The 26,152-nt window shown below is 68.6% G+C and carries 22 protein-coding genes and 2 pseudogenes; 9 read left to right on the top strand and 15 right to left on the bottom strand.

Annotated features, from left to right (window positions below):
• Positions 1–7: 7 nt before the first annotated feature.
• Positions 8–835 carry an alpha/beta hydrolase gene (locus tag A5691_RS06250; protein WP_082950164.1) on the bottom strand — a complete coding sequence of 276 codons (828 nt, stop codon included), beginning with the start codon at positions 833–835 and terminating at the stop codon, positions 8–10.
• Between the two features lie 10 nt (positions 836–845).
• Between A5691_RS06250 and A5691_RS06245 the strand changes: the two genes are divergently transcribed.
• Positions 846–2,132 carry a CdaR family transcriptional regulator gene (locus A5691_RS06245; protein WP_156670050.1) on the top strand — a complete coding sequence of 429 codons (1,287 nt, stop codon included), beginning with the start codon at positions 846–848 and terminating at the stop codon, positions 2,130–2,132.
• A 329-nt stretch (positions 2,133–2,461) separates the two neighbouring features.
• On the opposite strand, the gene A5691_RS06240 is transcribed toward A5691_RS06245, so the two are convergent.
• The gene (locus A5691_RS06240; RefSeq protein ID WP_067752740.1) at positions 2,462–3,091 is read right to left on the bottom strand and encodes a TetR/AcrR family transcriptional regulator; all 630 of its coding nucleotides are present in this window, start codon (positions 3,089–3,091) and stop codon (positions 2,462–2,464) included.
• A 155-nt stretch (positions 3,092–3,246) separates the two neighbouring features.
• On the opposite strand from A5691_RS06240, the gene A5691_RS06235 reads away from it, so the two are divergent.
• The gene (locus A5691_RS06235) at positions 3,247–3,678 is read left to right on the top strand and encodes a hypothetical protein (protein WP_067752682.1); all 432 of its coding nucleotides are present in this window, start codon (positions 3,247–3,249) and stop codon (positions 3,676–3,678) included.
• Between the two features lie 50 nt (positions 3,679–3,728).
• Positions 3,729–4,874 carry an NADH:flavin oxidoreductase gene (locus A5691_RS06230; protein ID WP_197694473.1) on the top strand — a complete coding sequence of 382 codons (1,146 nt, stop codon included), beginning with the start codon at positions 3,729–3,731 and terminating at the stop codon, positions 4,872–4,874.
• A gap of 21 nt (positions 4,875–4,895) precedes the next feature.
• Here A5691_RS06230 and A5691_RS06225 read toward each other — a convergent pair whose 3' ends face one another.
• The gene (locus A5691_RS06225; RefSeq protein ID WP_231968707.1) at positions 4,896–5,255 is read right to left on the bottom strand and encodes a hypothetical protein; all 360 of its coding nucleotides are present in this window, start codon (positions 5,253–5,255) and stop codon (positions 4,896–4,898) included.
• A gap of 98 nt (positions 5,256–5,353) precedes the next feature.
• On the opposite strand from A5691_RS06225, the gene A5691_RS06220 reads away from it, so the two are divergent.
• Complete coding sequence (locus tag A5691_RS06220; RefSeq protein WP_067752746.1) at positions 5,354–5,839, top strand: SRPBCC family protein; 486 nt, start codon at positions 5,354–5,356, stop codon at positions 5,837–5,839.
• A 92-nt stretch (positions 5,840–5,931) separates the two neighbouring features.
• Positions 5,932–6,156, top strand: a complete 225-nt coding sequence (locus A5691_RS06215; RefSeq protein ID WP_067752684.1) for a deoxyribodipyrimidine photolyase — start codon at positions 5,932–5,934, stop codon at positions 6,154–6,156.
• Between the two features lie 2 nt (positions 6,157–6,158).
• On the opposite strand, the gene hisS is transcribed toward A5691_RS06215, so the two are convergent.
• Positions 6,159–7,421: a histidine--tRNA ligase gene (hisS, locus tag A5691_RS06210; RefSeq protein WP_068019399.1), complete on the bottom strand. Its 1,263-nt coding sequence runs from the start codon at positions 7,419–7,421 to the stop codon at positions 6,159–6,161.
• Positions 7,418–8,089 carry an MBL fold metallo-hydrolase gene (locus A5691_RS06205; RefSeq protein ID WP_068019400.1) on the bottom strand — a complete coding sequence of 224 codons (672 nt, stop codon included), beginning with the start codon at positions 8,087–8,089 and terminating at the stop codon, positions 7,418–7,420. The genes hisS and A5691_RS06205 overlap by 4 nt, the downstream gene beginning before the upstream one ends.
• 117 nt (positions 8,090–8,206) lie before the next feature.
• Here A5691_RS06205 and A5691_RS06200 point away from each other — a divergent pair, with 117 nt between their 5' ends.
• Together A5691_RS06200 and A5691_RS06195 are read left to right on the top strand one after the other, a co-directional pair.
• Entirely contained in the window at positions 8,207–9,106 is a 900-nt protein-coding gene (locus A5691_RS06200; RefSeq protein ID WP_068019402.1) for a peptidylprolyl isomerase, read from the top strand.
• A 70-nt stretch (positions 9,107–9,176) separates the two neighbouring features.
• On the top strand, positions 9,177–10,961 hold the full coding sequence (locus A5691_RS06195; protein WP_068266486.1) for a protein kinase: 1,785 nt from the start codon (positions 9,177–9,179) through the stop codon (positions 10,959–10,961).
• 27 nt (positions 10,962–10,988) lie between these two features.
• Here A5691_RS06195 and A5691_RS06190 read toward each other — a convergent pair whose 3' ends face one another.
• From A5691_RS06190 to secD, 5 genes and pseudogenes are all read right to left on the bottom strand, one after another.
• On the bottom strand, positions 10,989–13,382 hold the full coding sequence (locus A5691_RS06190) for a bifunctional (p)ppGpp synthetase/guanosine-3',5'-bis(diphosphate) 3'-pyrophosphohydrolase (RefSeq protein ID WP_067782869.1): 2,394 nt from the start codon (positions 13,380–13,382) through the stop codon (positions 10,989–10,991).
• A gap of 41 nt (positions 13,383–13,423) precedes the next feature.
• Positions 13,424–13,981, bottom strand: a complete 558-nt coding sequence (locus A5691_RS06185; RefSeq protein WP_067782872.1) for an adenine phosphoribosyltransferase — start codon at positions 13,979–13,981, stop codon at positions 13,424–13,426.
• Positions 13,963–15,612 (bottom strand): ABC transporter substrate-binding protein, encoded by a 1,650-nt coding sequence (locus tag A5691_RS06180; RefSeq protein ID WP_067782875.1) that lies wholly within the window; start codon positions 15,610–15,612, stop codon positions 13,963–13,965. Before A5691_RS06180 ends, A5691_RS06185 begins: the two co-directional genes overlap by 19 nt.
• A gap of 5 nt (positions 15,613–15,617) precedes the next feature.
• On the bottom strand, positions 15,618–16,892 hold the full coding sequence (gene secF, locus A5691_RS06175; RefSeq protein WP_068266483.1) for a protein translocase subunit SecF: 1,275 nt from the start codon (positions 16,890–16,892) through the stop codon (positions 15,618–15,620).
• 3 nt (positions 16,893–16,895) lie between these two features.
• Positions 16,896–18,328 (bottom strand): annotated as a pseudogene (gene secD, locus A5691_RS06170) (protein translocase subunit SecD); the annotation flags it as partial.
• Between the two features lie 106 nt (positions 18,329–18,434).
• Between secD and A5691_RS28535 the strand changes: the two are divergent.
• Positions 18,435–18,578, top strand: a pseudogene (locus tag A5691_RS28535) (4-aminobutyrate--2-oxoglutarate transaminase); the annotation flags it as partial.
• A 145-nt stretch (positions 18,579–18,723) separates the two neighbouring features.
• Positions 18,724–22,245 (top strand): carboxylic acid reductase, encoded by a 3,522-nt coding sequence (car, locus tag A5691_RS06160; protein WP_068019412.1) that lies wholly within the window; start codon positions 18,724–18,726, stop codon positions 22,243–22,245.
• A gap of 62 nt (positions 22,246–22,307) precedes the next feature.
• Here car and A5691_RS06155 read toward each other — a convergent pair whose 3' ends face one another.
• From A5691_RS06155 to ruvA, 5 genes are all read right to left on the bottom strand, one after another.
• Positions 22,308–22,997 (bottom strand): hypothetical protein, encoded by a 690-nt coding sequence (locus tag A5691_RS06155; RefSeq protein ID WP_067752094.1) that lies wholly within the window; start codon positions 22,995–22,997, stop codon positions 22,308–22,310.
• A 129-nt stretch (positions 22,998–23,126) separates the two neighbouring features.
• Positions 23,127–23,513 (bottom strand): DUF1304 domain-containing protein, encoded by a 387-nt coding sequence (locus A5691_RS06150; protein WP_067752097.1) that lies wholly within the window; start codon positions 23,511–23,513, stop codon positions 23,127–23,129.
• 122 nt (positions 23,514–23,635) lie between these two features.
• Entirely contained in the window at positions 23,636–24,313 is a 678-nt protein-coding gene (locus tag A5691_RS06145; protein WP_067752103.1) for a hypothetical protein, read from the bottom strand.
• Positions 24,314–24,643: 330 nt separating this feature from the next.
• Entirely contained in the window at positions 24,644–25,699 is a 1,056-nt protein-coding gene (gene ruvB / locus A5691_RS06140) for a Holliday junction branch migration DNA helicase RuvB (protein WP_067784382.1), read from the bottom strand.
• On the bottom strand, positions 25,696–26,152 hold a 457-nt coding region (gene ruvA / locus A5691_RS06135), incomplete at its 5' end, for a Holliday junction branch migration protein RuvA (RefSeq protein WP_068019426.1). The genes ruvA and ruvB, both read right to left, overlap by 4 nt.

The raw sequence follows: 26,152 nt of genomic DNA, 5'->3' as shown, positions 1-26,152 counted from the left end.
AAAGGAGTCAGTCGAGTTCCCCGGGCACGGGGCTGAGCGCCCAGTTCAAGGCGAAGTCGGCGACTTCTTCCCATCCCGGTGCGCCGCAAGTGAAGTGGTCTCGCTCAGGGAAGAGCTTGAAGGCGGTGATCGCGGCCGAGTGTTTGGCGTTCTTCGTGTAGTTCTCGTGCTGCACAGCGGGCGGCAGGATGTGGTCGTGGCCGCCGGCGATGAACAGCAGCGGCGCGCGGTCGTCGTTGGCGAAGTTGTACGTGGTGGCCGCGCGGTGTGTGAAGTTGGCCAGGCCGCCCTGGAACAGGATGCGCGCCGGTACTGGAACCGCGTACCGCTCATAGGCACTCGCAGACTCGGCTTCGGTGAGTGTGTTGGTGAACGCGTAATGGAACTGCTCGGGCGTGATGGGCACCGCACGGTGCAGGTTGGCGGGATTCTTCAATACCGGGAATGTAGCCCGCACTTCGGAGAACGGCAGCGCTTTGATGCCTTTGACGGCGGCACCGTCGATGGACACCCCGGCTCGCCCGTAGCCGGCATCGAGCAGGAGCTGCACGAAGGTGCCGCCGAAGGAATGGCCCATCAAAATCGGCGGCTCGGCGAGTTCCTCGACGATCTCGGCGAGATGGTCGAAGACCTCCCGCACCCCGAGGTCCGCCAAGGGTGCGGGGTTCTCGCGCAGCGCGGCGACTCCGGCCGGGCCGGGGGCCACGCCGGGGTAGCCCGGTGTCAGGACCGAGAAACCGCGAGCGCGGTAACGCGCGACCCAGTCCTCCCATGCCAGGGGTGTCATCCACAGGCCGTGGATCAAAACGATGGTCTGATCGGAGGGGGCGTTCACAGCAAGAAGCGTGATCGTTCTGCGTGAACTTCACAATGAACAGCAGCCCAGATTTACGATCACGAAACCTGTGCGGGGGCACAACGGGGCGCGGCGATTTACGATCCGCTACATGTTGCAGCAACGACCGCTGACCGTGCTCACCAATCGCGTACGACAACAGTCGGGCGCAATCGTGACCAAGGTCCTCGCCCGGCTGCGCGCAGAAGTACCCGACTATTTGCCCATCGACGACGACAACGGCGAGACCGTTAGGGGCAACATCGCCGAGTACCTCGACGAGATGCTCGAATGGATCGACCGTGGCACTGACCCCGGCCACCACAGCTTCGATTCCGCCATTCATCACCGCGCCAGCCAAGGTCTGACGCAGTCAAGTCTGTTGCACGCCTACCGCCTCGGCGCGGCGACCATCTGGGACGAGCTCGCACGCCTGGCGGACACCGGGGAAATCGAAAAGGAAGCCCTCATCGCGGCGACACCGTCCATCTTCGCCTGGATGAACGCCAATTCGCTTCGCGCACACGCGGTTTTCCGCGAAATCGACATCCGCAACGCCCGACGCAACGAACAAGTTCGTGCCGCCCTCCTCGATACGGTGCTGTTCAACGAATCCAGCATCGGGGCAGCGTTCTGGGACGCGGTCGCCGCCCTCGGTCTCCCGCGGACGGGCCAGCTCACGATCATCTCGGCAACCAGCGCTGAGCCTTCGGTGCAGCATTCACCTCCGGACATCGAGACGCTGATCTCGGCGCAGCCCGCCGTTCAGGACTCGTGGTTTCGTCTCACGTCCCATGCGCAATTGGGGGTCGTATCGCTTCGACGAAACCGCGCGGACGCGCTGGACACCATCGCCGCCACCATCTGCACCGACATCCCCGTCATGATTGGCCTCAGCAGCCCCTTCACCGACATCGCCGACTGCTCAAAAGCCCGCGCTCAGGCTCAAGTCGCCATGTCAGCCTCGTCGAACAGTCGCCCGAGCACCCGCTACAACCGCGACGTCATCGCGGTCTTGCTCGCCAGCTCGCCAGACGCCGCCGCATCCGTGGTGACAACCACACTGGGACCAGTACTCGAGTTGCCAGCCGAACGGCGCGAACCACTCCTCACCACGGTCGACACCTGGCTGCAGCGCGGCCAGTCCGTCTCGGCCACCGCCGACGAACTGCACTGTCACCGCAACACCATCAACTACCGATTGCGCCGATTCGCCGAACTCACCGGACGGCCGCTGGCCGACAATTTCTGGCTGGCCCAAGTCGCAGTGGCGCTGCAAGCTGCACGCACCTGGTAGAGAAACCGCGGTCGATCTGCGGTCTGAAAACTCTTCGGGCGGCTCCACGCCCTTGACGACCGCACATTGCGCTGCAACTAAAACGTCAAGCAGCCCAACGCAACATCGCTCCGGTCACGTTCGCCTCACAGTGGACCACGAGGACCCCTAATCCCAAGCCGCATAGCGACCGACCACCGAACGGATCACCTCATCAGACGCAGCACCGCTCATCGTCGCACGCCGGGCCGGCCACAGCTGACATCCGGCAACCGTCAGCGCTCCCACGCGAACCGCGAAACGATCTCGGCGCCAACGGAACCGGCCAAGGCCGGATCCGTCAGGTGATTTCACGGACCGCGACGGAAGGCAGCGACGTGCCCCAGCGCCATGTCCACGGCGAGCTCGACAGGTCGCGCGCTGCGCATCGTCTGCGCCATCAGGAGTCCGCCTTGCAGCGCACTCATGATGGCCAATGCGAGCTCGGCAGGGTCGGCAGCTGCGGAGAGTTCGCCGCTGTCGCGCATCGTCGCCAAACCCGCGGACAGATATGACTGCCACTCGGCGAAGGCTTGCGCAAGCTCCCGGCGCGCCGAATCCGACCGCTCGGCAAGCTCACCCACGAGCGAGCCCAACGGACAACCCCCGACGCCTTGCGTCGCGCGGGTCATGGCCACGACGTGGTCGCACCACCGCTGCAGACCCTCCCAGGACGACACGTCGCCCAGATTGGGCTGCTGTGCCGCGATGATGTCGCCGAGTTGGGTCTTCACAACCTCGCGGATGAGGGCGTCCTTATTGGCGAAGTAGTGGTATAGCTGCGACTTGCTTGTGCCGGTCGCCGCCATCACGTCGTCCAGACTCGTCCCGGCGACGCCTTGCCCGCGGACGAGCGATGCCGCGGCGGCGACGATGCGGGCCCTGGTCGCGGCACCGCGAGTCGTCAGGCGCCCGGCGCCGGGGCGCTCCTCTGATGACATGCGCGAAGTGTAAAGCGGATTGGACTTGATAGTCCATTTTGGCTTCAGCACAATTTTCGCGTGGACTGCCCGACCCGCGAACAAGACGACATGCCCCCGCACCGAACCGCTCCCGACGCCGGTCGCGGCGCGGCCCACCCTGCGAGGGAGGAATCATGACGCCGATATCGGATAACAAGGCCGTGAAATATAACTCGATGTTCCTGGGTTCGACGATGTTCTTGTTTGGGTTCTTGAAGTTCTTCGACCCATTTCGTTCGTGGTTCGACGTCCAGATCACCAAGAGCGGGCTGCCGCGACTCTGCATCCCCATGGGTATCGCCGGGGAGATATCCATCGGGCTGGGCCTGCTTTCGGCCGCCCGCGTCGGACGGGAGACCTCGAATCTCGTCGGCCCGATCGCGTCCGCCGCCTCGGCCGGGCTGATCGCCAACATGGCGGGCGCCACCTACGTGCACGTGCACCCGGAGGTGCCCGCCAACGTCCTCCCGCTCAAAATAAAGCCTCCCATCATCCCCCTGGTTTTCATGCTGTTGGCCGCCGTGAATCTCGTTCAGCTTCGTCGAGACCATGGGCAGCGCTCCTGACGGCAGCGCCCATCACAACCCCGTATTACCGACACGGAAATGGATGACCTGTGCCCGACCGAATTCGCCCACCACATCGGACGCTCTTCCAGGCGGCAACCATCGGCAACGTCGCCCTCACCAACCGGGTCGCGCTGGCGCCCATGACGCGAGTGAGCGCGACGGCCGACGGCGTGCCCACCGACCGGATCGCGTCCTACTACCGCATTTTCGCCGAGGGCGGCTTCGCGCTGTTGATCACCGAAGGGCTTTACATCGACGATCAGACCAGCCAGGGGTACCTGTTCCAGCCGGGCATCGCGAACGCGGCTCACGCGGCCGGCTGGCGACCGGTCATCGACGGCGTGCACAACTGCGGGGCCAAATTTTTCGCCCAGCTCATGCACGCCGGCAGCCAGTCGCAAGGCAACCCGCACACGCCGATCACCTGGGGGCCGTCCGCAGTTCGGCCGAAAGGCGATCAGCTGCCCATGTACCGGGGTGCGGGTCCGTTCAAGATTCCCCAAGCGATGACCGCCGAGCACATCAACCAAGTCCGCGGGGCGTTCGTGAATGCGGCGCGGCAGGCGCGCGACGCCGGGTTCGACGGCGTGGAGATCCACGGAGCCAACGGCTATCTGCTCGACGAATTTCTCACCGACTATCTGAATACGCGCACCGACGAGTACGGCGGCGATACCGCCGGTCGGGTACGCCTGGCGGCCGAGGTCTGCCACGACGTCGCGTCGGCCGTCGGTGACGACATCGCCGTCGGCATCCGGATCTCCCAGGGAAAGGTCTCCGACAACCACCATCGGTGGGCCGGCGACGAGGAGGACGCGGCGGTCATCTTCGGCACGCTGGGCGAGACCGGCATCGACTACATCCACACCACCGAATATCGCGCGCTGGCACCAGCATTCGCCGGAAGCGACAGCTCGCTCGCGCAGCTGGCAAAGCAATTCAGCAAGCTGCCGGTAATCGCCAACGGCCATCTGGACGACCCGCGCGACGCCGCCGCCATCATCGACTCGGGCGCCGCCGATGTGGTCGCCCTGGCCAAACCGGCGCTTGCCAACCGCGACTGGCCTCATCGAGTCCTACGCGGCAAGCCGTTATCGCCCGACGTGCCAACCGATCTCTTCGGTCCCGTCGCCAACCTCAAAGACTGGGAAGTCGTCGGCGCGGACGACGAACGGGTGCCCGGTGCGAGATGACATGGTCTCGGGCGCGGCGGTTCAGAGGACGGCGTCGGCGAGGCGATCCACCTGGTCGAGCGCCGCGACGCTGGGATGGAACACCAGCCCATCGAAACCGAGGTCGCGGTAGGCGCGCACGGTGGCCGCCGCGTCCTGCGGGGTGGTCACCATGTCGGCGACGTTGAGCGCTGCGTAGTCCGGTTTGAATCCGTAGTAGCGCCGCAGATGCTCCCGGCCGAGCCCGACGGTGTCCTCATCGCCGAACGCGAAGTTCACGCTGGCGTGCAGCCGCGGCTGCCCTGACCGGCCCGCCTCCCGCCACGCCGCGCGTGCCCGATCGGCGAATGACGCCTGATTGCCGTAGTCGCGCAGGGCGCACGGACGGCTGATGAACCCCACCCCATCGCGCGCTCCGCGCGGATCGGCGTCGGCGCGCGGCAGCCGAGTCGTAGAGTGAGCGACGATCGTGTCGTATCCACGACGGCTGCGAGGAAATGATGACCGAACGCATCGAGGTTCAGCGCACGATTGCGGCCCCGCCGGCGGACATTTTCGCCGTGCTGTGTGACCCGCAGGGCCACGTCGCGATCGACTCGTCCGGAATGCTCCAGGACGCGGAGGGCGCCCCGGTAAACGGTGTCGGCGACCAATTCGTCGTCCACATGGACCGCGAGGCCTTGAACGATTTTCCGCAATTCGGCAAATATGACGTCACCGTCGACATCAAGGAATTCGAGCGGGACCGCCTGATCGCGTGGACGGTCCTCGGCCAGATTCAGCCGCCGATCGGCCACGTTTACGGCTACGAACTGCACCCGACCGAAGACGGCTCGGCCACCGTGGTCACCTCGTTCTACGACTGGTCGAACATCGACCCGAAGTGGCGCGAAGCCGGGATTTTCCCGATTCTGTCCGAAGGCGCATTGCGGGCCACCCTGGGCATTCTGGATCGCACGGTCCGGCGCGGTTATCCGCGCGGATAACCGCCTTTCCGGTTTAGCGCATAAAACAGGCCGCGGTTTTATCCCGCATTCGGGCGGGTATCAAGACAGGGCCCCTCACGAAAGGACCTGACATGTTGCATTCGGTGATCCTGGCGAGTTCGGACCCGGTCGCCGCGGGCTTTATCCTCCGCGGCATCAAGGGAATTTTCGTCGCCATCGGCAGCGTCATCGCCGCAATTGTGTGCGGATTAATCGCAATGATGAAGGGACGCAACCCGCTGGGCTGGGGAATTCTCGGGCTGTTTTTCTCGATCCTCACCCTGATCGTCGTCATCGTCATTCCGAGCAAGAAATAGCACTACCGCTCGAGTCGCGAAAGAACTTCGGCGACAACCGAATCGGCGGGCACTGAAACCTGCTCGCCGGTCGCGAGGTCCTTCACCCCGACCGTGCCCGCCTCGATGTCGCGGTCGCCGAGCACGAGCGCAACACGGGCGCCCGAACGGTCGGCCGCGCGCATCGCGCCCTTGAGACCCCGGTCGCCGTAGGCCATGTCGACGCGGGCCCCGGCGGCACGCAGCCGCGCGGCCAGCACCGCCAGCTTCAGCTTGGCCTGCTCGCTCAGCGGCACCCCGAACACCTCGCAGCGCGCGGTCTCCCCCACGCTCTTGCCCTCGGCGCGCAGCGCCAGCAGCGTGCGGTCCACGCCGAGCCCGAACCCGATCCCGGACAGGTCCTGGCCGCCGAGCTCGCGCATCAGGCCGTCGTAGCGGCCGCCGCCGCCGATGCCCGATTGCGCACCCAGCCCGTCGTGCACGAACTCGAAGGTCGTCTTCGTGTAGTAGTCCAGGCCGCGCACCATGCGCGGGTTGATGACGTACGGCACGCCGAGCGCGTCCAGGTGGGCCAGCACGGTGTCGAAGTGCTGCTTGGCGACGTCGGACAGGTGGTCGAGCAACACCGGCGCGTCGGCCGTCATGGCCCGCACCGCGGGGCGCTTGTCGTCGAGCACCCGCAGCGGGTTGATCTCGGCGCGCCTGCGGGTCTCCTCGTCGAGGTCGAGCCCGAACAGGAACTCTTGCAACAGTTCCCGATACTGCGGACGGCAGCTGTCGTCGCCCAGGGAGGTAATCTCCAGGCGGAATCCGTCGAGCCCCAGCGACCGGAAGCCGGCGTCGGCGACCGCGATCACCTCGGCGTCCAGCGCCGGGTCGTCGACGCCGATCGCCTCCACACCCACCTGTTGCAGCTGCCGGTAGCGGCCGGCCTGCGGACGCTCATAGCGGAAAAACGGCCCCGCGTAACAGAGCTTGACGGGCAACGCGCCGCGGTCCAGCCCATGCTCGATTACCGCGCGCACCACCCCGGCGGTGCCCTCGGGGCGCAACGTCACCGAGCGGTCGCCGCGGTCGGCGAACGTGTACATCTCCTTGGACACCACGTCGGTGGATTCGCCGACGCCCCGGGCGAACAGCGCGGTGTCCTCGAAGATCGGCAGCTCGATGTCGCCGTAGCCGGCCCGGCGCGCGGCGCCCAGCAAATCGTCGCGGACCGCCACGAACTGCGCCGATTCGGGCGGCACGTAGTCGGGCACGCCCTTGGGAGCGGAGAACTCGGTCACGGGCTCAGGCCTTCGATGAACGGGTTGAAACGACGCTCGGCGCCGATGGTGGTGGCGTTGCCGTGCCCGGGCAGGACCACGGTGTCGTCGTCGAGCACCAGCAGCTTGTTGACGATCGAGTTCAACAGGTCGCGGCCGCTGCCGCCGTGCAGGTCGGTGCGCCCCACCGAGCGTTCGAACAGGGTGTCACCGGTGAAGACATAGTCTTTGTCGTCCTTGTCGGACGACACCCGGAAGACCACCGACCCGCGCGTGTGCCCCGGGGTGTGGTCGACGTTGACGGTCACGCTGCCCAGGTCGAGCTTGTCGCCGTCGCGGTCCAGCTCGACGACCTGCTTGGGCTCGCGGAAGAAGGCGCCCGCCACCAGCTGGGCCACCCGCGGGCCCAGGCCGTAGATCGGATCTTTGAGCATGAACCGGTCCTCGGGGTGGATGAAGGTCGGGCAGCCGTAGGTGTCGGACACCTTCTGCGCGGACCACATGTGGTCGACGTGTCCGTGGGTGAGCAACACCGCGGCCGGGGTCAGCCGGTTCTCGTCGAGGATGCGCCGCAACGGGCCCATCACCCGTTGCCCCGGATCCACGATGACGGCGTCCGTTCCCGGCCGCTCAGCCAGCACATAGCAGTTGCACTGCAACATGCCGGCGGGAAATCCGGTGATCAACACGATTCCCAGTTTCCCACGGGCCCCAGTTGACACCGGTCGCGGCGCCCACATTAGCCTGGGCTGGCCACTGACGCCTTTTGCGGGCCCCCGACCTACCGACCATGGAGGCATACGGCCGTGCCGACCAACGAACAGCGACGTGCCAACGCCAAGCGCAAGCTCGAACGGCAGCTCGAGCGCCGCGCGAAGCAAGCCAAGATGCGCCGGATCGTGGTGATCGCCGCGGGCTCGCTGGTGGCCGTCGCGGTGGTGGTCGCGGTGGTGCTCGCCGTGATCAACACCAAGCACGAGCACAAGAGCAACAGCGCCGCGAGCTCCACCACCTCGGCCCCCAGCAGCGCCCCGGAGACCACCACGCCGGCCGGGCCGACGCCGCCGGTTGCGCCGCTGCCGGCGTTCAAGCCGTCGGCCGAGCTCGGCGCAAACTGCCAGTACCCGGCGTCGCCAGAACCGGCCGCCAAGCAGGTCAAGCCGCCCCGCACCGGCAAGGTGCCGACCGACCCGGCCCAGGTGAGCGCCAGTATGGTGACCAATCAGGGCCGGATCGGGCTCATGCTGGCCAACAACGAATCCCCTTGCACGGTAAACAGTTTCGCGAGCCTGATCGGTCAGAAATACTTCGACAACACCAAGTGCCACCGGCTGACCACGTCCGCGGACCTGGGCGTCCTGCAATGCGGTGATCCCAAGGGCGACGGCACCGGCGGCCCGGGCTACCAGTTCGCCAACGAATATCCGACCGACCAGTACCCGCCGAACGACCCGAAGGCGCAGCAGCCCGTCCTCTACCCGCGCGGCACCCTGGCGATGGCCAACGCCGGGCCCGGCACCAACGGCAGCCAGTTCTTCATGGTGTACAAGGACTCCCAGCTGCCGCCCCAGTACACCGTCTTCGGCACCATTCAGCCCGACGGGCTGGCGACGCTGGACAAGATCGCCAAAGCCGGCGTGGCCGGCGGCGGCGAGGATGGCGCCCCGGCCTCCGAAGTCACCATCACCTCGCTGTTGCTCGACTAAAGCCAAGCAGCACAACGCCGATTGGCGAGATCGCGCGACCCGCGGGCGGTCCACCGCTTAAGGTCGTGGCGTGGGGTCAGAATCCTTCGGGCATTACCAATTGCTGGACGTGCTTGGGCGTGGCGGCATGGGCGAGGTGTACCGCGCCTACGACGCCGCCACCGACCGGGTCGTCGCCCTCAAGGTGCTGCCGCCGAACATGGCGGAGGATCAGGAGTTTCAGCAACGATTCCGCCGGGAGGCGCGCATCGCGGCGAGCCTGAACGACCCGCATGTGGTGCCCATCCACAGTTACGGGGAGATCGACGGACGGCTCTATGTCGACATGCGGCTGATCGAGGGCCGCGACCTGTTGCAGTACATCGCCGAAAACGGTGGACGCCTGTCGCCCGAGCGCGCGGTCGCGGTGGTCGAACAGGTGGCCGCGGCGCTCGACAGCGCCCACCAGGCCGGGCTGGTCCATCGCGACATCAAGCCGAAGAACATCTTGGTCACCAAGGCGCGGGACTTCGTCTACCTGATCGACTTCGGCATCGCCCGCACGCTGGCCGACACGTCGCTCACGCAGACCGGTCACACGATGGGCACCGTCGCCTACATGGCGCCCGAGCGATTCAGGGGCGCAACGGATCACCGCGCCGACGTGTATTCGTTGGCCTGCGTGCTGCACGAGTGCCTGACCGGCAAGCGCCCCTACGCCGGCGAGAGCCTCGAGGAGCAACTCAACGCGCACCTCAACACGCCGCCGCCGCGGCCGTCGGCAACCGTGGCCGGCGTCTCCCCGGCCCTCGACGCCGTGGTCGCCCGCGGGATGGCCAAAGACGTTGAACAGCGCTATCAGTCGGCGATGGAACTTGCCGAGGCCGCCAGGGCCGCCTTGGCCGCCCCGGCCGGGACCGCGGCATGGAATCCGCCGCAGGCGCCGGCCGCGCCGCCGCCTCCGACCGCCGGGCCGCCCACGCAGGACTACCCCCCGACCGGCCCCAGTCCGGACCCGCAGCCGGCGTATCGCGCCCCCACCCACTCCCGGCGTCTGCTGCTGGGCATCGTCGGCGCGGCCACGCTGGCGCTGGCCGCGGTGGTGGCGCTGGTCATCGCGCTGGTCACCCAGAACGACGGCTCGGCCAACAGCGCGGCGTCCACCAGCGCGTCCCGCGCCCGGGTGCCCGGCCGGCCGGGATCAACCTCCGGTCCGACCGGGCAGGCCATGGCGACGGTGCCCCCGTTGCCGGCGTTCGCGCCGCCGGCCGATCCGGGCGCCAACTGCCAGTACCCCAGCGCAGCGGACACCATCGTCAAACCCGTCAGCCCTCCCCCGTCCGGGAGGGTCTCCACCGAACCCGCGGAAATCGCGGCCACCATCTCCACCAACTTCGGTGACATCGGCATCCAGCTTGCCAACTCCGAATCCCCCTGCGCGGTAAACAGTTTCGTCAGCCTGGCCAAGCAGCAGTTCTTCGACAACACCCAATGCGCCCGGCTGATCAACTCCACCGACGGCGGATCGCTGCTGTGCGGCGGTCCCGAGTCCGACGGCTCCGGCGGCCCCGGCTACCAATTCGCCGACGAGTACCCGACCAACCAATACCCGGCCGGGGACCCCGGCCTCCGGGCGACCGTGCTCTATCCGCGCGGCACCGTGATCATGGCCGTCGACGGGCCGAACACCAACGGCAGCCAGTTCTCCCTCGTTTTCCGGGACTCCGAAATGCAGCCGACGAGCACCGTGCTCGGCACCATCAGCCAGGCCGGTCTTGCGGTCGTGGACAAGGTCGCCGAGGCCGGCATCGCCGGCAATCGGCAGAGCGGCGCCCCCACCAACCCGGTCACCATCAACTCCGTGCGCATCGGCTGACAGGACTCGCGGCGGGGCGCGCGCCCCTTACGCCGCGGATGTCACGCGGTAGACGTCGAAGACGCCTTCGACGTTGCGCACCACGTTGAGCAGGTGGCCCAGGTGTTTGGGGTCGCCCATCTCGAAGGTGAACCGGCTGATCGCCACGCGGTCACCGGAGGTGGTGACCGACGCCGACAGGATGTTGACCTTCTCGTCGGCCAGCACCCGCGTGACGTCGGAGAGCAACCGGTGCCGGTCGAGCGCCTCGACCTGGATGGCCACCAGGAACACCGACGACGGCGACGGCGCCCAGTGCACCTCGATGATCCGCTCGGACTGCTGTTGCAGCGACGCCGCATTGGTGCAGTCGGTGCGGTGCACGCTCACTCCCCCACCGCGCGTGACGAACCCCATGATCTGGTCGCCCGGCACCGGCGTGCAGCACTTGGCCAGCTTGGACAGCACCCCCGGGGCGCCGGGGACCGAGACGCCGACGTCGTCGCTGCTGCGCGGGCGGCGCAGCATGGTCGTCGGCGTGGACCGCTCGGCCAGATCCTCTTCGGCCTGGTCGATCCCGCCGAGCTCGGCGAGCAGCCGCTGCACCACGTGCCGGGCCGACACGTGGCCCTCGCCGATCGCGGTGTAGAGCGCGGACACGTCGGTGTAGTGCAATTCGCGGGCGACCGCCGCCATGGATTCGCCATTGACCAAGCGCTGCAAGGGAAGTCCGCCCCGGCGCACCTCGCGCGCCATCGCCTCCTTGCCGGCTTCCAACGCCTCCTCACGCCGCTCCTTGGCGAACCACTGCCGGATCTTCGCCTTGGCGCGCGGCGACACCACGAACTGCTGCCAGTCCCGCGACGGGCCGGCGTTGGGTGCCTTCGACGTGAAGACCTCGACGACCTCGCCGTTTTCCAGCTTGCGCTCCAGCGCCACCAGCCGGCCGTTGACCCGCGCCCCGATGCAGCGGTGACCGACCTCGGTGTGCACGGCGTAGGCGAAGTCCACCGGCGTCGACCCGTTGGGCAGGGTGATCACATCACCCTTGGGGGTGAACACGAAGATCTCTTGCACCGCAAGGTCGTAACGCAACGACTCCAGGAACTCGCCGGGGTCGGCGGCCTCCCGCTGCCAGTCGAGCAGCTGGCGCATCCAGGCCATGTCGTCGATCTCGGCGGCGGCGTGCGGGTGCGGAACGCCGTTGCGGCCCTTGGCTTCCTTATAGCGCCAGTGCGCGGCGATGCCGTATTCGGCGGTGCGGTGCATGTCCCGGGTGCGGATCTGCACCTCCAGCGGCTTGCCCTCGGGCCCGACGACGGTGGTGTGCAGCGACTGGTAGACGCCATATCGCGGCTGGGCGATGTAGTCCTTGAACCGGCCCGCCATCGGCTGCCACAGCGAATGCACCACGCCGACAGCGGCATAGCAGTCCCGGATCTCGTCGCACAGGATGCGGATGCCGACCAGGTCGTGGATGTCGTCGAAGTCCCGTCCCTTGACGATCATCTTCTGGTAGATGGACCAGTAGTGCTTGGGCCGCCCCTCCACGACAGCCTTGATCTTCGAGGCGCCCAGGGTGTTGGTGATCTCGGCGCGGACCTTGGCCAGGTAGGTGTCCCGCGACGGGGCGCGGCCGGCGACCAGCCGGACGATCTCGTCGTACTTCTTCGGGTGCAGGATCGCAAACGACAGGTCTTCCAATTCCCACTTGACGCTCGCCATGCCCAGCCGGTGAGCAAGGGGCGCAATGACTTCCAGCGTCTCGCGGGCCTTGCGGGCCTGCTTCTCCGGCGGCAGGAAGCGCATGGTGCGCATGTTGTGCAGCCGGTCGGCGACCTTGATCACCAGCACCCGGGGGTCGCGGGCCATCGCGGTGATCATCTTGCGGATGGTCTCGCCCTCGGCCGCGGTGCCCAGCACCACCCGATCCAGCTTGGTCACGCCGTCGACGAGGTGCGCCACCTCGTCGCCGAACTCCTCGGACATCTGCTCGAGCGTGTAGCCGGTGTCCTCAATGGTGTCGTGCAGCAGCGCGGCCACCAAAGTCGTGGTGTCCATGCCCAATTCGGCGAGGATGTTCGCGACGGCCAGCGGGTGGGTGATGTAGGGGTCGCCGGAGTGGCGCAACTGCGTGGCGTGCCGCTCGTCGGCGACCTCGAACGCGCGCTGCAGCAGCGACAGGTTCGCCTTCGGATAGATCTCGCGGTGCACCGCCACCAGCGGTTCCAGCACCGGGTTGAGCGTGGTGCGCTGGGAGGTCATCCGGCGGGCCAGCCTGGCCCGCACCCGGCGCGACGCGCTGCTGGACGTCTTCAGCGTCTCGGTCGGCTGCTCCGGCGGCTCGGCTGCCTGGGCCGTGACCGCCTCCCCGACCAGCAGGGACTCCGCGACGTCAGTGGGCGCGTCAAGCGCCTGCGCCGCGCTCTTCTCGTCCGCCACGGTGTCACCTCCGACCTCGAGGATATCGCGCGGTTGGCCGGCTAGACCCGACTCAGGCTGTGCACGGGCAGGTCCGCGACCGCCCGACGGCCCCCGAGCGCGGCCAATTCGAGGACCACCGCCGCCGCGATCACGGTGGCGCCGGTGCGTTCCAGCAGCCGGGCGGCCGCGGCCAGGGTGCCCCCGGTGGCCAGCACGTCGTCGATGATCACCACGTGGCGTCCCCGTAAGTCGATGCCGTCCGCGGGGATCTCCAGCGTGGCGCTGCCGTACTCCAGGTCGTAGTGCTCGGCGTGCACCGGCGGGGGCAGCTTTCCGCCCTTGCGGATGGCAAGCACGCCCGTGCGCAGGCGGTCGGCGACGGCCGCCGCGGCCAGGAACCCGCGGGAGTCGATCCCGGCCACCAGGTCGGCGCCGGACGCGATCTCGGCCAGCGCGTCGGTGACCGCCGTCAGCCCCCGCGGGTCGGCGAACAACGGGGTGAGGTCCTTGAACTGGACCCCCGGCTTGGGGAAGTCCGAGACCTCGCGCAGCAGCGAGGCGATGACGTCCGCCACCGACGAGGTCCCGCCGACGCTCGTCACTGCACCAGCGCCCATCGATCCATGTTCCAGCCCGCGCCCCAGCGCGTCGGGTTCTTGCTCACCGCGTACATCTTCTTCGACATCAGGAGCGTGCGTTGCTGCCGGTAGAGGGGCAACGTGGGCATGTCGCCCCACAGTACCGGCGCCGCCTCACCCAGCAGCCGGACGCGTTCGGCGGGGTCGGCCGACACCGCCAGCGCCCCGATGGCGCTGTCGATCTGCGGGTTCGAGTAGCCGGACAGGTTGTTGCCGTTGCCGCTGTGCAGGTCGTAGGCGTCCATCGCCGACGACCCCGTCGACCCGCTGCCGGTGGCGCCGCCGGTGCTGGCCAGCAGCACGTCGATCTTCCCGTCCTTGAGGGCCTGCGGCCCGGAGGTGTCCAGGGCGACGTTGACGACGGTGATACCGGCCGCGGCGCAGGATTTGGTGATCACCCCGACGTTGACCGCGAGCCGCGCGTTGGGCCCCGGATAGCCGATCCGCACCGTCGTCGGCGCGCCGCCGAGCGCGGCGCGGGCGGCGGCGGGGTCGGCCTTGGCGAACTGGGCGGCCTCGGCGGCGCCGTCGCCGGCGGTGGCGGGGTCGTCGGCGGCGGGGTTGAGGCGCGAATTGGCGATCGGCACCCCCGCGTCGCGTGCGAGGGTGTCGCGGGGCGTGCACAGCGCGAGCGCGCGCCGGGCCTTGGGCTGCGAGAGCGGACCCTGCGGGGCGAAGATCAGTTGCTCGATGCCGGCCGACGGCGAATCGGCGCGAACGTAGTTGTCCGGGGTTGTCAGCGTTCCCGACGAGCCCGCCGCCACGTCGACGACGTCGACGCTGCGGTTGTTGACACGGTCCTGGATGTCGGGGCCCTGCGGCCACACGGTGATGCGCTTGGTGATGGCCTTGGGACCCCACCAGCGGTCGTTGGCGACGAGCACCACCGCGCCGCCGTCCAGGACGCGTTCGATCTTGTACGGGCCCGACGACGGGAAGTTCTTGAGGTCCAGCCCGGGCTTGAGGTCCCAGATGGTGTTCCACAGCCTGGCGATCTGCTGGACCAGCTGGGTGTTGTTGCTCAGCAGCGCGGCGGTCACGTCGATGTGCAGCTGGTCGGCGATGACGTGCGACGGCATCAGCGTGGTGGCGGTGAACAGCTGGTTGTAGTCGACGACGCCGCGGTCCGGGATGAACGACACCCGGGCCTTCTTCTGCCCGGGCAGGCACTCGACGTTGGCGATGTCGAGGTAGCCAGCCTGGGTGGCGGCGTTGAAGTCCGGGTACCGGCCGGACTGGGCGGCCCACGCCAGCACCAGGTCGTCGCAGGTGACCGGCTTGCCGTCGGAGTACACCGCGTTGTCGGCGATCTGGTAGTCGAGAACCAACGGCGAGCCGCCCACCACCGACACCGTGCCGAAGTCACGGTCGGCGACGGTCTGCCCGTCCGGGCCGTGGTAGCTGAAGCCGGCGAGCGTGCGGGCGAAGGCCTGCGCGCCTGCGGACGCCGCGCCGACGACGGTGTTGGTGTTGTAGGTGACCAGCCGCCCGTCGACCACGTAGTCGATCTGGGAGGCGGCGCTGCCCGAGCACGCGGCCAGCGTGACGGCCGCGACGAGCATTGCGGCCAAACCGATAGCGCCCCAAGCGAGGCGATACCTGGCGGCCATGGCGACTACCGCCGGCCGGCGTTTCGCTTGCCGCTCGGACGCCGGGTCCCGGTCGGGCGCGCCGGGCGCGCGCCCGGCGCCGGCTTGCTCGGTGCGGGCTTGTCGGACGGCGCGGACGCGGTGCACGCCGTCGACGCCGAGTCGTCCTCGGCGGCCTTCGGCTCCTCCGCGGCCTTGGTCTCCTCCGCGGGTTCGGCGCCGCCCTTGCGGCGGCGCGTGACGCGGCGGGTGTGCGTGCGCACCAGCTCCGTGCGCTCGCGCAGTGTGACCAGCAGCGGGGTGGCGAAGAAGATCGACGAGTAGGTGCCGACGATGATGCCGACCAGCTGGACCAGCGCCAGGTCCTTGAGCGTGCCGACGCCCAACAGCCACACCGCCACCACCATCAGCGCCAGCACCGGCAGCACACCGATCAGGCTGGTGTTGATCGAGCGCATGAATGTCTGGTTGATCGCCAGGTTGGCCTGCTCGGCGAACGTGCGGCGGGTGGTGTGCTGGAAGCCGTGGGTGTTCTCCTCGACCTTGTCGAACACGATGACGGTGTCGTAGAGGGAGAAACCGAGGATCGTCAGCAGGCCGATGACGGTGGCCGGGGTGACTTCGAAACCGACCAGCGAGTACACCCCCGCGGTGACGGTCAGGTCGAAAACCATCGTCGTCAGCGCGGAGACGGCCATGTACCGCTCGTATCGGACCGTGATGTACAGGCTGACCAACGCCAGGAACACCACCAGCGCGATCAGCGCCTTGTTGGTGATCTGGTCACCCCAGGTCTCCGACACTGCCGCGTCGCTGATGGCCTGCTTGCTGGGCTTACCGTCCGCGCCCTTGGGCTGGAAGGCATCGAACAGGGCGTTGCGCAGCTTGGCCGTCTGGTCGTTGGTCAGCGTTTCGGAGCGGATCTGCACGGTCGCGGACCCGCCGTTGCCGACGATCACCACCGACTCCGGATCCCGGCCGATGGTTTTCCTGAAGACGTCGGACACCTGCGACGTCTGGACGGTGCCGCGCGGGAAGGACACCGTAGTGCCACCCTTGAAATCGATGCCGAAGGTGAAGCCCCGCAACAGGATCGACAGTATCGCCACCGCGACGATGGCCCCGCTGATCCCGTACCAGAGGCGGCGGCGGCCGATCACCTCGAACGCGCCGGTGCCGGTGTAAAGCCGCGAGATGAAGCCGTGCCGCGGCTCGCCGGCGCCGCCGTCGGTCAATTGCGCGGCGTCGCCGGTGGACTCGGTGATCTCGGTCGCGTCCTTGGATGCCTTGGAGGCACTCATGGGCTATCCCCGTCCCGTCTTCACTTGCGACGAAGCCCGGCGTTCGCGGGCGACCTGCTGAACGGCCCCCAGGCCGTTGTATGCCGGTTTGGCCAACGTCGGCGACTTGGACGCCAGGTAGATCATCGGCCAGGTGACCAGGAACACCACCACGACGTCGAGGATCGTGGTGAGCCCCAACGTGAAGGCGAATCCCCTCACCTGGCCGATCGCCAGGGCGTACAGCACCGCGGCGGCCAGGAACGTGACGGCGTTGCCCGACACGATCGTCTTGCGGGCCCGCACCCAACCCCGGGGCACCGCCGACCGAAACGATCGGCCCTCGCGGATCTCGTCTTTGATGCGCTCGAAGAACACCACGAACGAGTCCGCCGTAGTGCCGATACCGATGATCAGACCGGCGATACCGGCGAGGTCCAAGGTGTAGTTGATCTGCCGGCCCAGGATCACCAGTATCGCGAAAACCATTGCGCCGGACGCGATCAACGACAGGGCCGTCAGCAGGCCCAGCACCCGGTAGTACAGCAGCGAATACAGCAACACCAGGACCAGCCCGATGGCACCCGCGATCAGCCCCGCCCGCAACGAGGTCAATCCCAGTGTCGCCGAGACGGTTTGGGCCTCCGATGCTTCGAAGGACAGCGGCAGCGAGCCGTACTTGAGGACGTTGGCCAGCTGCTTGGCGGTCGCGGCCGTGAACGGCGGGTCGCCGCCGGTGATCTGCGTCCGGCCGCCGGGGATGGCTTCCTGGATCATCGGCGCGCTGACGACCTGGGAATCCAGCGTGAAGGCGGTCTGGGTGCCGATGTGGGCGGCGGTGAAGTCGGCCCAGGTGTTGGCGGCCGCCGGCTTGAACTGCACGTCCACCACGTAGCCGATGCCGCGCTGGTTCATCCCCGAGGTGGCGTCCTGAATCTGGTCGCCGCTGATGATCGACGGCGCCAGCAGGTACGCCACCTTGTGGTCGGTCGAGCAGGTCACCAGGGGCAGATTCGGGTCGTCGTTGCCGGCGAGGATGTCCTCTTTGTCGCAACGGGTCGCCTGGAATTGCAGCGCCAGGAACTGGACGCCCTGGCGGGTGCTCTGCCGCCACTTCTTCTCATCGGCGATGCGATCGGCGAGCTCCTTGCGCGGGTCCGGGGGCGCGGGCTGCTCGGCCGGCGGCACGTCGGCCGGTGGCGCGTTCCCCGCGGGCGCGCGCGTCAACGGGCTGGGCGTCTCCGGTTCGGAAGTCGTGGTCGACGGCGACAACCTGGTCATTACCGTGCCCGGCAACGACGGCAACGAGGCCCGCAACCTGGGGCAGACCGCTCGTCTCTACATCCGCCCGGTGCTGAACTCGATGCCGGCGCAGGAGCTCCAGCCCAAGCCTGCGCCGCAGGCGCCCCCGCCCGGGCAGGCGCCGCCGCCGGGCCAGCCTGCGCCCGGGCAGGCGCCGCCCCCCGGCCCCGCCCCGCCGTCGGGGCAGGCGCCGCCCGGCCAGCCCGCACCGGCGCAACCCGCACCGCAGGGTGGACGGCCGCCGGCCCAGCCACGGCCGTATCCGCAGGACCCGCCGCCGGCGTCGTCGTGTTGACGTGCGGCATGTTCGGCAACATCATCCGGCTGCTGCCGCCGCTGACCATCAGCGACGAGCTGCTGAACGAGGGCATCGACGTCCTGGCGGGATTGCTGGCCGCCCTGTAAGACGGGGTCGACCGGCCCGGGTGGGCAATCTCACAACTTGCGCCGCGGCGCGGCCATGGTGGAATACCGTTACTTTAGCTAACGTTCTAATGGTCAGCGCATCGGCGCGAGAAGACTCAATATCTTTCATTGCGAGGGAATTTCTATGTCGACCACCAAGCACGACGAGCGGCTCGAGCGCCGCATCGAGGACCTGACCGCCAACGACCCCCAGTTCGCCGCCGCCCGCCCCGACCCGGCGGTCGAATCGGCGCTCGAGCGGCCCGGGCTGCGCCTCCCGCAGGTGATCCGGACCGTGCTCGAGGGGTATGCCGACCGGCCGGCGCTGGCGCACCGCGCGGTGGAGTTCGTCAAGGACCCGGCCAGCGGACGCACCAGGCTGGAGTTGCTTTCCCGGTTCGAGACGCTGACCTATCGGGAGCTCGGCGAGCGGGTTTCCGCGCTCGGCCGCGCCTGGTCCGACGACGAGGTGCACACCGGTGACCGGGTCTGCGTGCTTGGCTTCAACAGCGTCGACTACACCACCATCGACATGGCGCTGGCGACGATCAGTGCGGTGTCGGTCCCGCTGCAGACCAGCGCGTCGCTGACGTCGCTGCAGCCGATCGTGACCGAGACCGAGCCCACCGTGATCGCGGCGAGCGCCAACCAGCTGCCCGACGCCGTGGAGCTGATCCTGAGCGGCTACCGGCCCGCCAGGCTGGTGGTGTTCGACTACCACCCCGAGGTCGACGACGAGCGGGAGGCGGTGGAGACCGCCCGCACCCGGCTCGCGGACACCGACGTCGTGGTCGAAACGCTCGCCGAGGTGCTCGAGCGCGGCAAGGCGTTGCCGGACGCGCCGCTCCCGGCCAGCGAGGAATCCGACCCTCTGGCCCTGCTCGTCTACACCTCCGGAAGCACCGGCGCGCCCAAGGGCGCGATGTACCCGCAGAGCAACGTCGCCAAGATCTGGCGCCGGGGCAGCAGGAACTGGTTCGGCGAAAGCGCCGCGTCAATCACCCTGAACTTCATGCCGATGAGCCACGTCATGGGCCGCGGCATCCTCTACGGCACGCTCGGCAACGGCGGCACGGCCTACTTCGCCGCCAAGAGCGACCTCTCGACCCTGCTCGAGGACCTCGAGCTGGTGCGGCCGACCGAGCTGAACTTCGTGCCGCGCATCTGGGAGACCCTGTTCGGCGAATTCCAGCGCCTGGTGGAACGGCGGCTCGCCGACGGCGGCGACCGCGCAGCGGTCGAGGCGCAAGTTCTCGCAGACCAGCGTCAGTACCTGTTGGGTGGGCGCTACATCTTCGCGATGACGGGCTCCGCGCCCACCTCGCCCGAACTGCGCACCTGGGTCGAATCGCTGCTCGAGATGCACCTGATGGACGGCTACGGCTCCACCGAGGCCGGCATGGTGTTGTTCGACGGCGAGATCCAGCGCCCGCCGGTGATCGACTACAAGCTCGTCGACGTGCCGGACCTGGGCTACTTCGGTACCGACCGGCCGTACCCCCGCGGCGAGTTGCTGTTGCGGACCGAGAACATGTTCCCCGGCTACTACAAGCGGGCCGAGACGACGGCCAACGTGTTCGACGAGGACGGCTACTACCGGACCGGCGACGTGTTCGCCGAGGTCGCGCCCGACAAGCTGGTCTACGTCGACCGCCGCAACAACGTGCTCAAGCTGGCGCAGGGCGAGTTCGTGACCCTGGCCAAGCTGGAGGCCGAGTTCGGCAACAGCCCGTTGGTGCGCCAGATCTACGTCTACGGGAACAGCTCCCAGCCCTACCTGCTGGCAGTCGTGGTCCCGACGGAGGAGGCGCTGGCCTCGGGCGACCAGGAGAGCCTCAAGCCCAAGATCGCCGACTCGCTGCAGCACGTCGCGCGCCAGGCCGGCCTGCAGTCCTACGAGGTGCCGCGCGACTTCATCATAGAGTCCACCCCGTTCAGCCTGGAGAACGGTCTGTTGACCGGGATCCGCAAGCTGGCGTGGCCGAAGCTGAAGCAGCACTACGGCGAGCGGCTCGAGCAGCTCTACGCCGAGCTGGCCCAGGGACAGGCCAACGAGCTGGCCGAACTGCGGCGCAACGGCGCGAACGCGCCCGTGCTGCAGACCGTGAGCCGGGCCGCCGCGGCCATGCTGGGCACGGCGAGCAGCGAGCTGACGCCCGACGCGCACTTCACCGACCTGGGCGGAGACTCGTTGTCGGCGTTGACGTTCGGGAACCTGCTGCGCGAGATCTTCGACATCGACGTCCCCGTCGGCGTCATCGTCAGCCCGGCCAGCGACCTGCAGGCCATCGCCAACTACATCGAGGGCGAGCGCCAGGGCACCAAGCGGCCCACCTTCGCCGCCGTGCACGGCCGTGACGCGACCGAGGTGCACGCCGGTGACCTGACACTGGACAAGTTCCTCGAGGCCGAGACGCTGGCCGCCGCGCCCAGCCTGCCCAAGCCCACCAGCGAGGTGCGGACGGTGCTGCTAACCGGCGCGACCGGCTTCCTGGGTCGCTACCTGGCGCTGGAATGGCTCGAGCGCATGGACATGGTCGACGGCAAGGTGATTGCGTTGGTCCGCGCCAAGTCCGACGCGGAGGCCCGCGGCCGGCTGGACAAAACCTTCGACAGCGGCGACCCCAAGCTGCTGGCGCACTACCGGGAGCTTGCCGCCGACCACCTGGAGGTCATCGCCGGCGACAAGGGCGAGGCCAACCTCGGCCTGGACCCGCACACCTGGCAGCGGCTGGCCGACACGGTCGACCTGATCGTCGACCCGGCCGCCCTGGTCAACCACGTGCTGCCGTACAGCGAGCTGTTCGGCCCCAACGCGCTGGGCACCGCCGAACTGATCCGGATCGCGCTCACCACCAAGCTCAAGCCGTACACCTATGTGTCGACGATCGGCGTCGGCGACCAGATCAAGCCCGGCCAGTTCGTCGAGGACGCCGACATCCGGCAGATCAGCGCGACCCGCGCGATCAACGACAACTACGCCAACGGCTACGGCACCAGCAAGTGGGCCGGCGAGGTGCTGCTGCGCGAGGCGCACGACCTGTGTGGCCTGCCGGTGGCGGTGTTCCGCTGCGACATGATCCTGGCCGACACCACCTACGCCGGCCAGCTCAACCTGCCGGACATGTTCACCCGGCTGATGCTGAGCCTGGTCGCCACCGGTGTCGCGCCCGGTTCGTTCTACGAACTGGACGCCGAGGGCAACCGCCAGCGTTCGCACTACGACGGCCTGCCGGTGGAGTTCATCGCCGCGGCGATCTCCACGCTGGGCACGCAGGTGCTGGACGACGTCTCTCGAGGCGACGGGTTCCAGACGTACCACGTGATGAACCCCTACGACGACGGCATCGGCCTCGACGAGTACGTCGACTGGCTGATCGAGGCCGGCTATGGGATCCAGCGCATCGCCGACTACGGCGAATGGCTGCGGCGGTTCGAGCAGACGATGCGGGGCCTGCCGGAGCGGCAACGCCAGTACTCGCTGCTACCGCTGCTGCACAACTACCAGAAGCCTTCAGTGCCGATCAACGGTTCGATGGCACCGACCGACCGCTTCCGCGCCGCGGTGCAAGAGGCGAAAGTCGGCCCCGACAAAGACATCCCGCATGTCTCGGCGCCGATCATCGTCAAGTACATCACCGACCTGCAGTTGCTCGGACTGCTGTAAAGGCAGCAAAGACCGATCGCCAGCCCGGCTTCGGGCCGGCGATCGGTCTTTGTGTGAGCGCGTTACTGCGAAGGATGCGGCCAGCGCAGGTACGCGGCGTTGGCACCCGCCGCCGCGCCCGAGCGCTGGCGACGCCACCCGCGCTTGGGCTCCGGGTCGGCAGCCGTGCGCGGCTTGGTCAGTGCGCCCGAGGACACCTCGGCCGACTCGTACGTCGATTCGCGGTACGGTTCGACGCCCGGCGCGGCGGCGGCCACCGGCGCGACGGGCTGGACGTCACGCGCCAGCCGCACGGCCGTGCGCGCCAGCACAACTCCGCCCACGAAGACGATCAGCGCACCCAGTCCGGAGAAGTAGCTGACCTCGAGCACCGCGCGCTTGCGGTCGGTCGCGGCGACGGGATCACCGGCGGAGCCGATTCCCAGCAGCGGCGCGAACTGGCCGCCCACGACGAACCAGGCGCCGGCCAGGACCGCCAGCCAGCCGCCCAGCATCGCCGCGACGCGGTTTCCGGCGACGATCAGCAAGAGGCCACCCAGCACGGTCGCCGCCCCCGGCAGAACCTCGAGCCACCCTCGAGCCGTGCTCCACGCCCACTCCCGATCGGGCGTGTAGGCGAAGTTGAAGCGCGGTCCGACAAACGGTATTAACGCCCCCCAAGCTCCCATGATGACCAGGAGCAGTCCGCTGACCGCGCCACGCGAACGCGGCATGCTCAGCCCGCGTGTTTGGCCGTCTTCTGCGTATTTCATGACATCCCCTCGTTGAATACCGGGCCTGTTTCCGGCCCGGCATGGGTACCCGACCATTTCCGCTTGTAACCCATGCGGCGCGCGGAATTCCGCCCCCGGCGGTGACCATTGGGGCTGGTGAGACAGATGTTAAAACCTGAGGCCGAGCAGCAGCAGCGCGATCGCGATCGCCGGAAAGACGCCCTGCGTGACCGCGGCACGCCCCTTCTCCGGTGCGGACAGCAGCAGGACCACCGCGGCCGCGGCCATGGGCCCGACGCCGGCGAAGATGAGCGCCGCCCCAACGGCGTTGTGCCGCAAGATGATCGCCCCGATGCCGAGGCCGGTGACCACGGCCAGGAACAGGTTGTAGAAGCCTTGGTTGAAGGCCAGCAACTTGGTTGTCTCGGCCTCCTCGGCCGTCGTGCCGAACGTGGCGCGGGTGCGCGGCGAGGTCCAGGTGAACGATTCCATTACAAAGATGTAGACGTGCAGTAAAGCCGCCAGTCCGGCGAACACCAACCCGGCAGTGATCATCGCTCCTCCTCGGTGGTCGAGGCCTGCGCGGTGGAACTTTACCGACCTGCGGTCGCCCGGACCGCCCCGGACGCGAAAGGGCGCCGGTAGCCAATGGCTACCGGCGCCTCCCGCGTCACTCGTTACACGCCGGCGTGGTGGTGCCGGTGGAACAGGCCGCCACCGGCGCGCCGACCGAAGAAACCACGCCCGCGGGGCTCGGCTTCGACCCGGTCCGTCCGCGCGGCGGGCATGCCGCCCCGCGTCTCGTCGTACATGGCCGGGCCGCCGGCCGGCACCGCCTCGGCGGCCACCGGGGCCGGCTCGGTCACCACGACGTCTCGCGCGTGCCGCACCGCCAGGCGCGCCACGGCCGCCCCGCCCAGGAACACGATCAGGGCGCCCAGGCCGGTGAAGTAGGTGACCTCGAGCAGGGCTCGTTTCAGGTCCGTCGACGCCACCGGTTGCCCGAGGTCGCCGATGCCCAGGGTCGACGCGAACGCGCGGCCGACCACGAACCAGGCCCCGCCGAGGACCGCCAGCCAACCGCCGAAGACGCCGCTGGCGCGGTTGCCCGACGTAAGGACCAGCAGGCCGCCCAACGCCGTGGCGGCCCCGGGGAGCACCTCGAGCCAGCCCTTGGTCGTGGTCCACGTCCACGCCGGGTCGGTCAGGTAGGCCCAGTCGATGTTGGGCCCGAAGAACGGCACCAGTGCGCCCCAGGCGCCCAACAGAATCAGGAGCAGCCCGGTTAGCGCGCCGCGGGTGCGTGGCATGTACAGCGCGCGAGGGCGTTCGTTGTCGTAGCGCGTGGTCCTCATCAGAATCTCCTTCAACAGGTATTACTGCTGTGAGCTTGGTTACCCGACGACGCCCACGCATAACCGATCGCGGGCCGCCAGGGTGTCGGCTGGGAACGCCGGCTGTGGCTGGTCCGCCGGGGTGGCAGGGGCCTGAGCAGGCCGGACAGCGTAGCCGCGGACCGCCGCGGCCGGGCTGACCCGCAAAGGTCACGATTTGGTCGCGCTCGCGATCGCCACTAGTCCAATGGTGGCGACCCGCATCGCCCGGCCTTCGCCGCGCTCGCGATCGCCACTAGTCAAACGGTGGCGACCCGCATCGCCCGGCCTTCGCCGCGCTCGCGATCGCCACTAGTCAAACAGGCCTGGTTGGCCCAACCCGGTGACGCCCGCCGGCGGGCTCATGCCCAGGTGTGTCCATGCCTGCGCGGTGGCCACCCGGCCGCGCGGCGTGCGGGCGACCATCCCGGCGCGGACCAGGAACGGTTCGCACACCTCCTCGACCGTGGTGGCCTCCTCCCCCACGGCCACCGCCAGGGTCGAGACCCCGACCGGGCCCCCGCCGAAGCTGCGGGTCAGGGCCGACAGCACGGCCCGGTCCAGCCGGTCCAGGCCCAGCTCGTCGACGTCGTAGACCGCCAGTGCGGCCTTGGCGACGTCGCGGGTGATCACCCCGTCGGCGCGCACCTCGGCGAAGTCGCGGACCCGCCGCAGCAGCCGGTTGGCGATGCGCGGTGTCCCGCGCGAGCGCCGGGCGATCTCCTCGGCCGCCTCGGCGCCCAGCTCGATGCCGAGGATGCCGGCTGAGCGGGCCAGCACCAGCTCCAACTCGGCGGGCTCGTAGAAGTCCATGTGGGCGGTGAACCCGAACCGATCGCGCAGCGGCCCGGTCAGCGCGCCGGACCGGGTGGTGGCGCCGACCAGGGTGAAGGGCGCCACCTCCAGGGGGATCGACGTCGCGCCTGGACCCTTGCCGACCACCACGTCGACGCGAAAGTCCTCCATCGCCAGGTACAGCATCTCCTCGGCGGGCCGGGCGATGCGGTGAATCTCGTCGATGAACAGCACGTCGTGCTCGACCAGGTTGGACAGCATGGCGGCCAGGTCACCGGCGCGTTCCAGCGCCGGACCCGACGTCACGCGCAACGAGGACCCGAGCTCGGCGGCGATGATCATGGCCAGCGACGTCTTGCCCAGCCCCGGCGGACCCGAGAGCAGGATGTGATCCGGTGTGCCGCCGCGATTTTTGGCGCCCTCGATCACCAGCTGCAGCTGTTCGCGCACCCGCGGCTGGCCGATGAACTCCCGCAGCGAGCGCGGCCGCAGACTGACGTCGATGTCCCCCTCCCCGACGGCCAGCGCCGGCGACAGCTCGCGGTCGGCGAAGTCATCGTCGGGGCTGCTCATTTGGTCTTGCCCAGCAGCGAGAGGGCGGCGCGCAGGGCGCCGGATGTCGTCGCGTCCTGATCGGTGGCCAGCACCTTGTCGGTGGCCTCCTCGGCCTGCTTGACGGCGAAGCCCAGGCCGACCAGCGCCTCGACCACCGGCCCGCGCACCGCGTGCCCGTTGACCACGGACGCGGGCGCGCCCGCTGACACCGCGCCCACCTTGTCCCGCAGCTCGAGCACCATTCGTTCGGCACCGCGTTTGCCGATCCCGGGAACCCGGGTCAGCGCGACCACGTCGCTGTCGTGCAGCACCTGCCGCAACGCCGCCGCGTCGTGAACCGCCAACGTCGCCATCGCCAGCCGGGGGCCCACCCCCGACACGGTCAGCAGGGTCAGGAACAGGTCTCGGGTCTCGGTGTCGGTGAAGCCGTACAGCGTCATCGAGTCCTCGCGCACGACCATCGCGGTGATC

This window comes from Mycobacterium sp. E183 (assembly GCF_001667735.1).
In the GTDB taxonomy this organism is placed as follows: Bacteria; Actinomycetota; Actinomycetes; order Mycobacteriales; family Mycobacteriaceae; genus Mycobacterium.
The sequence above is the reverse complement of the archived record's forward strand: the minus strand, read 5'-3'. Positions and strand labels throughout refer to the sequence as shown.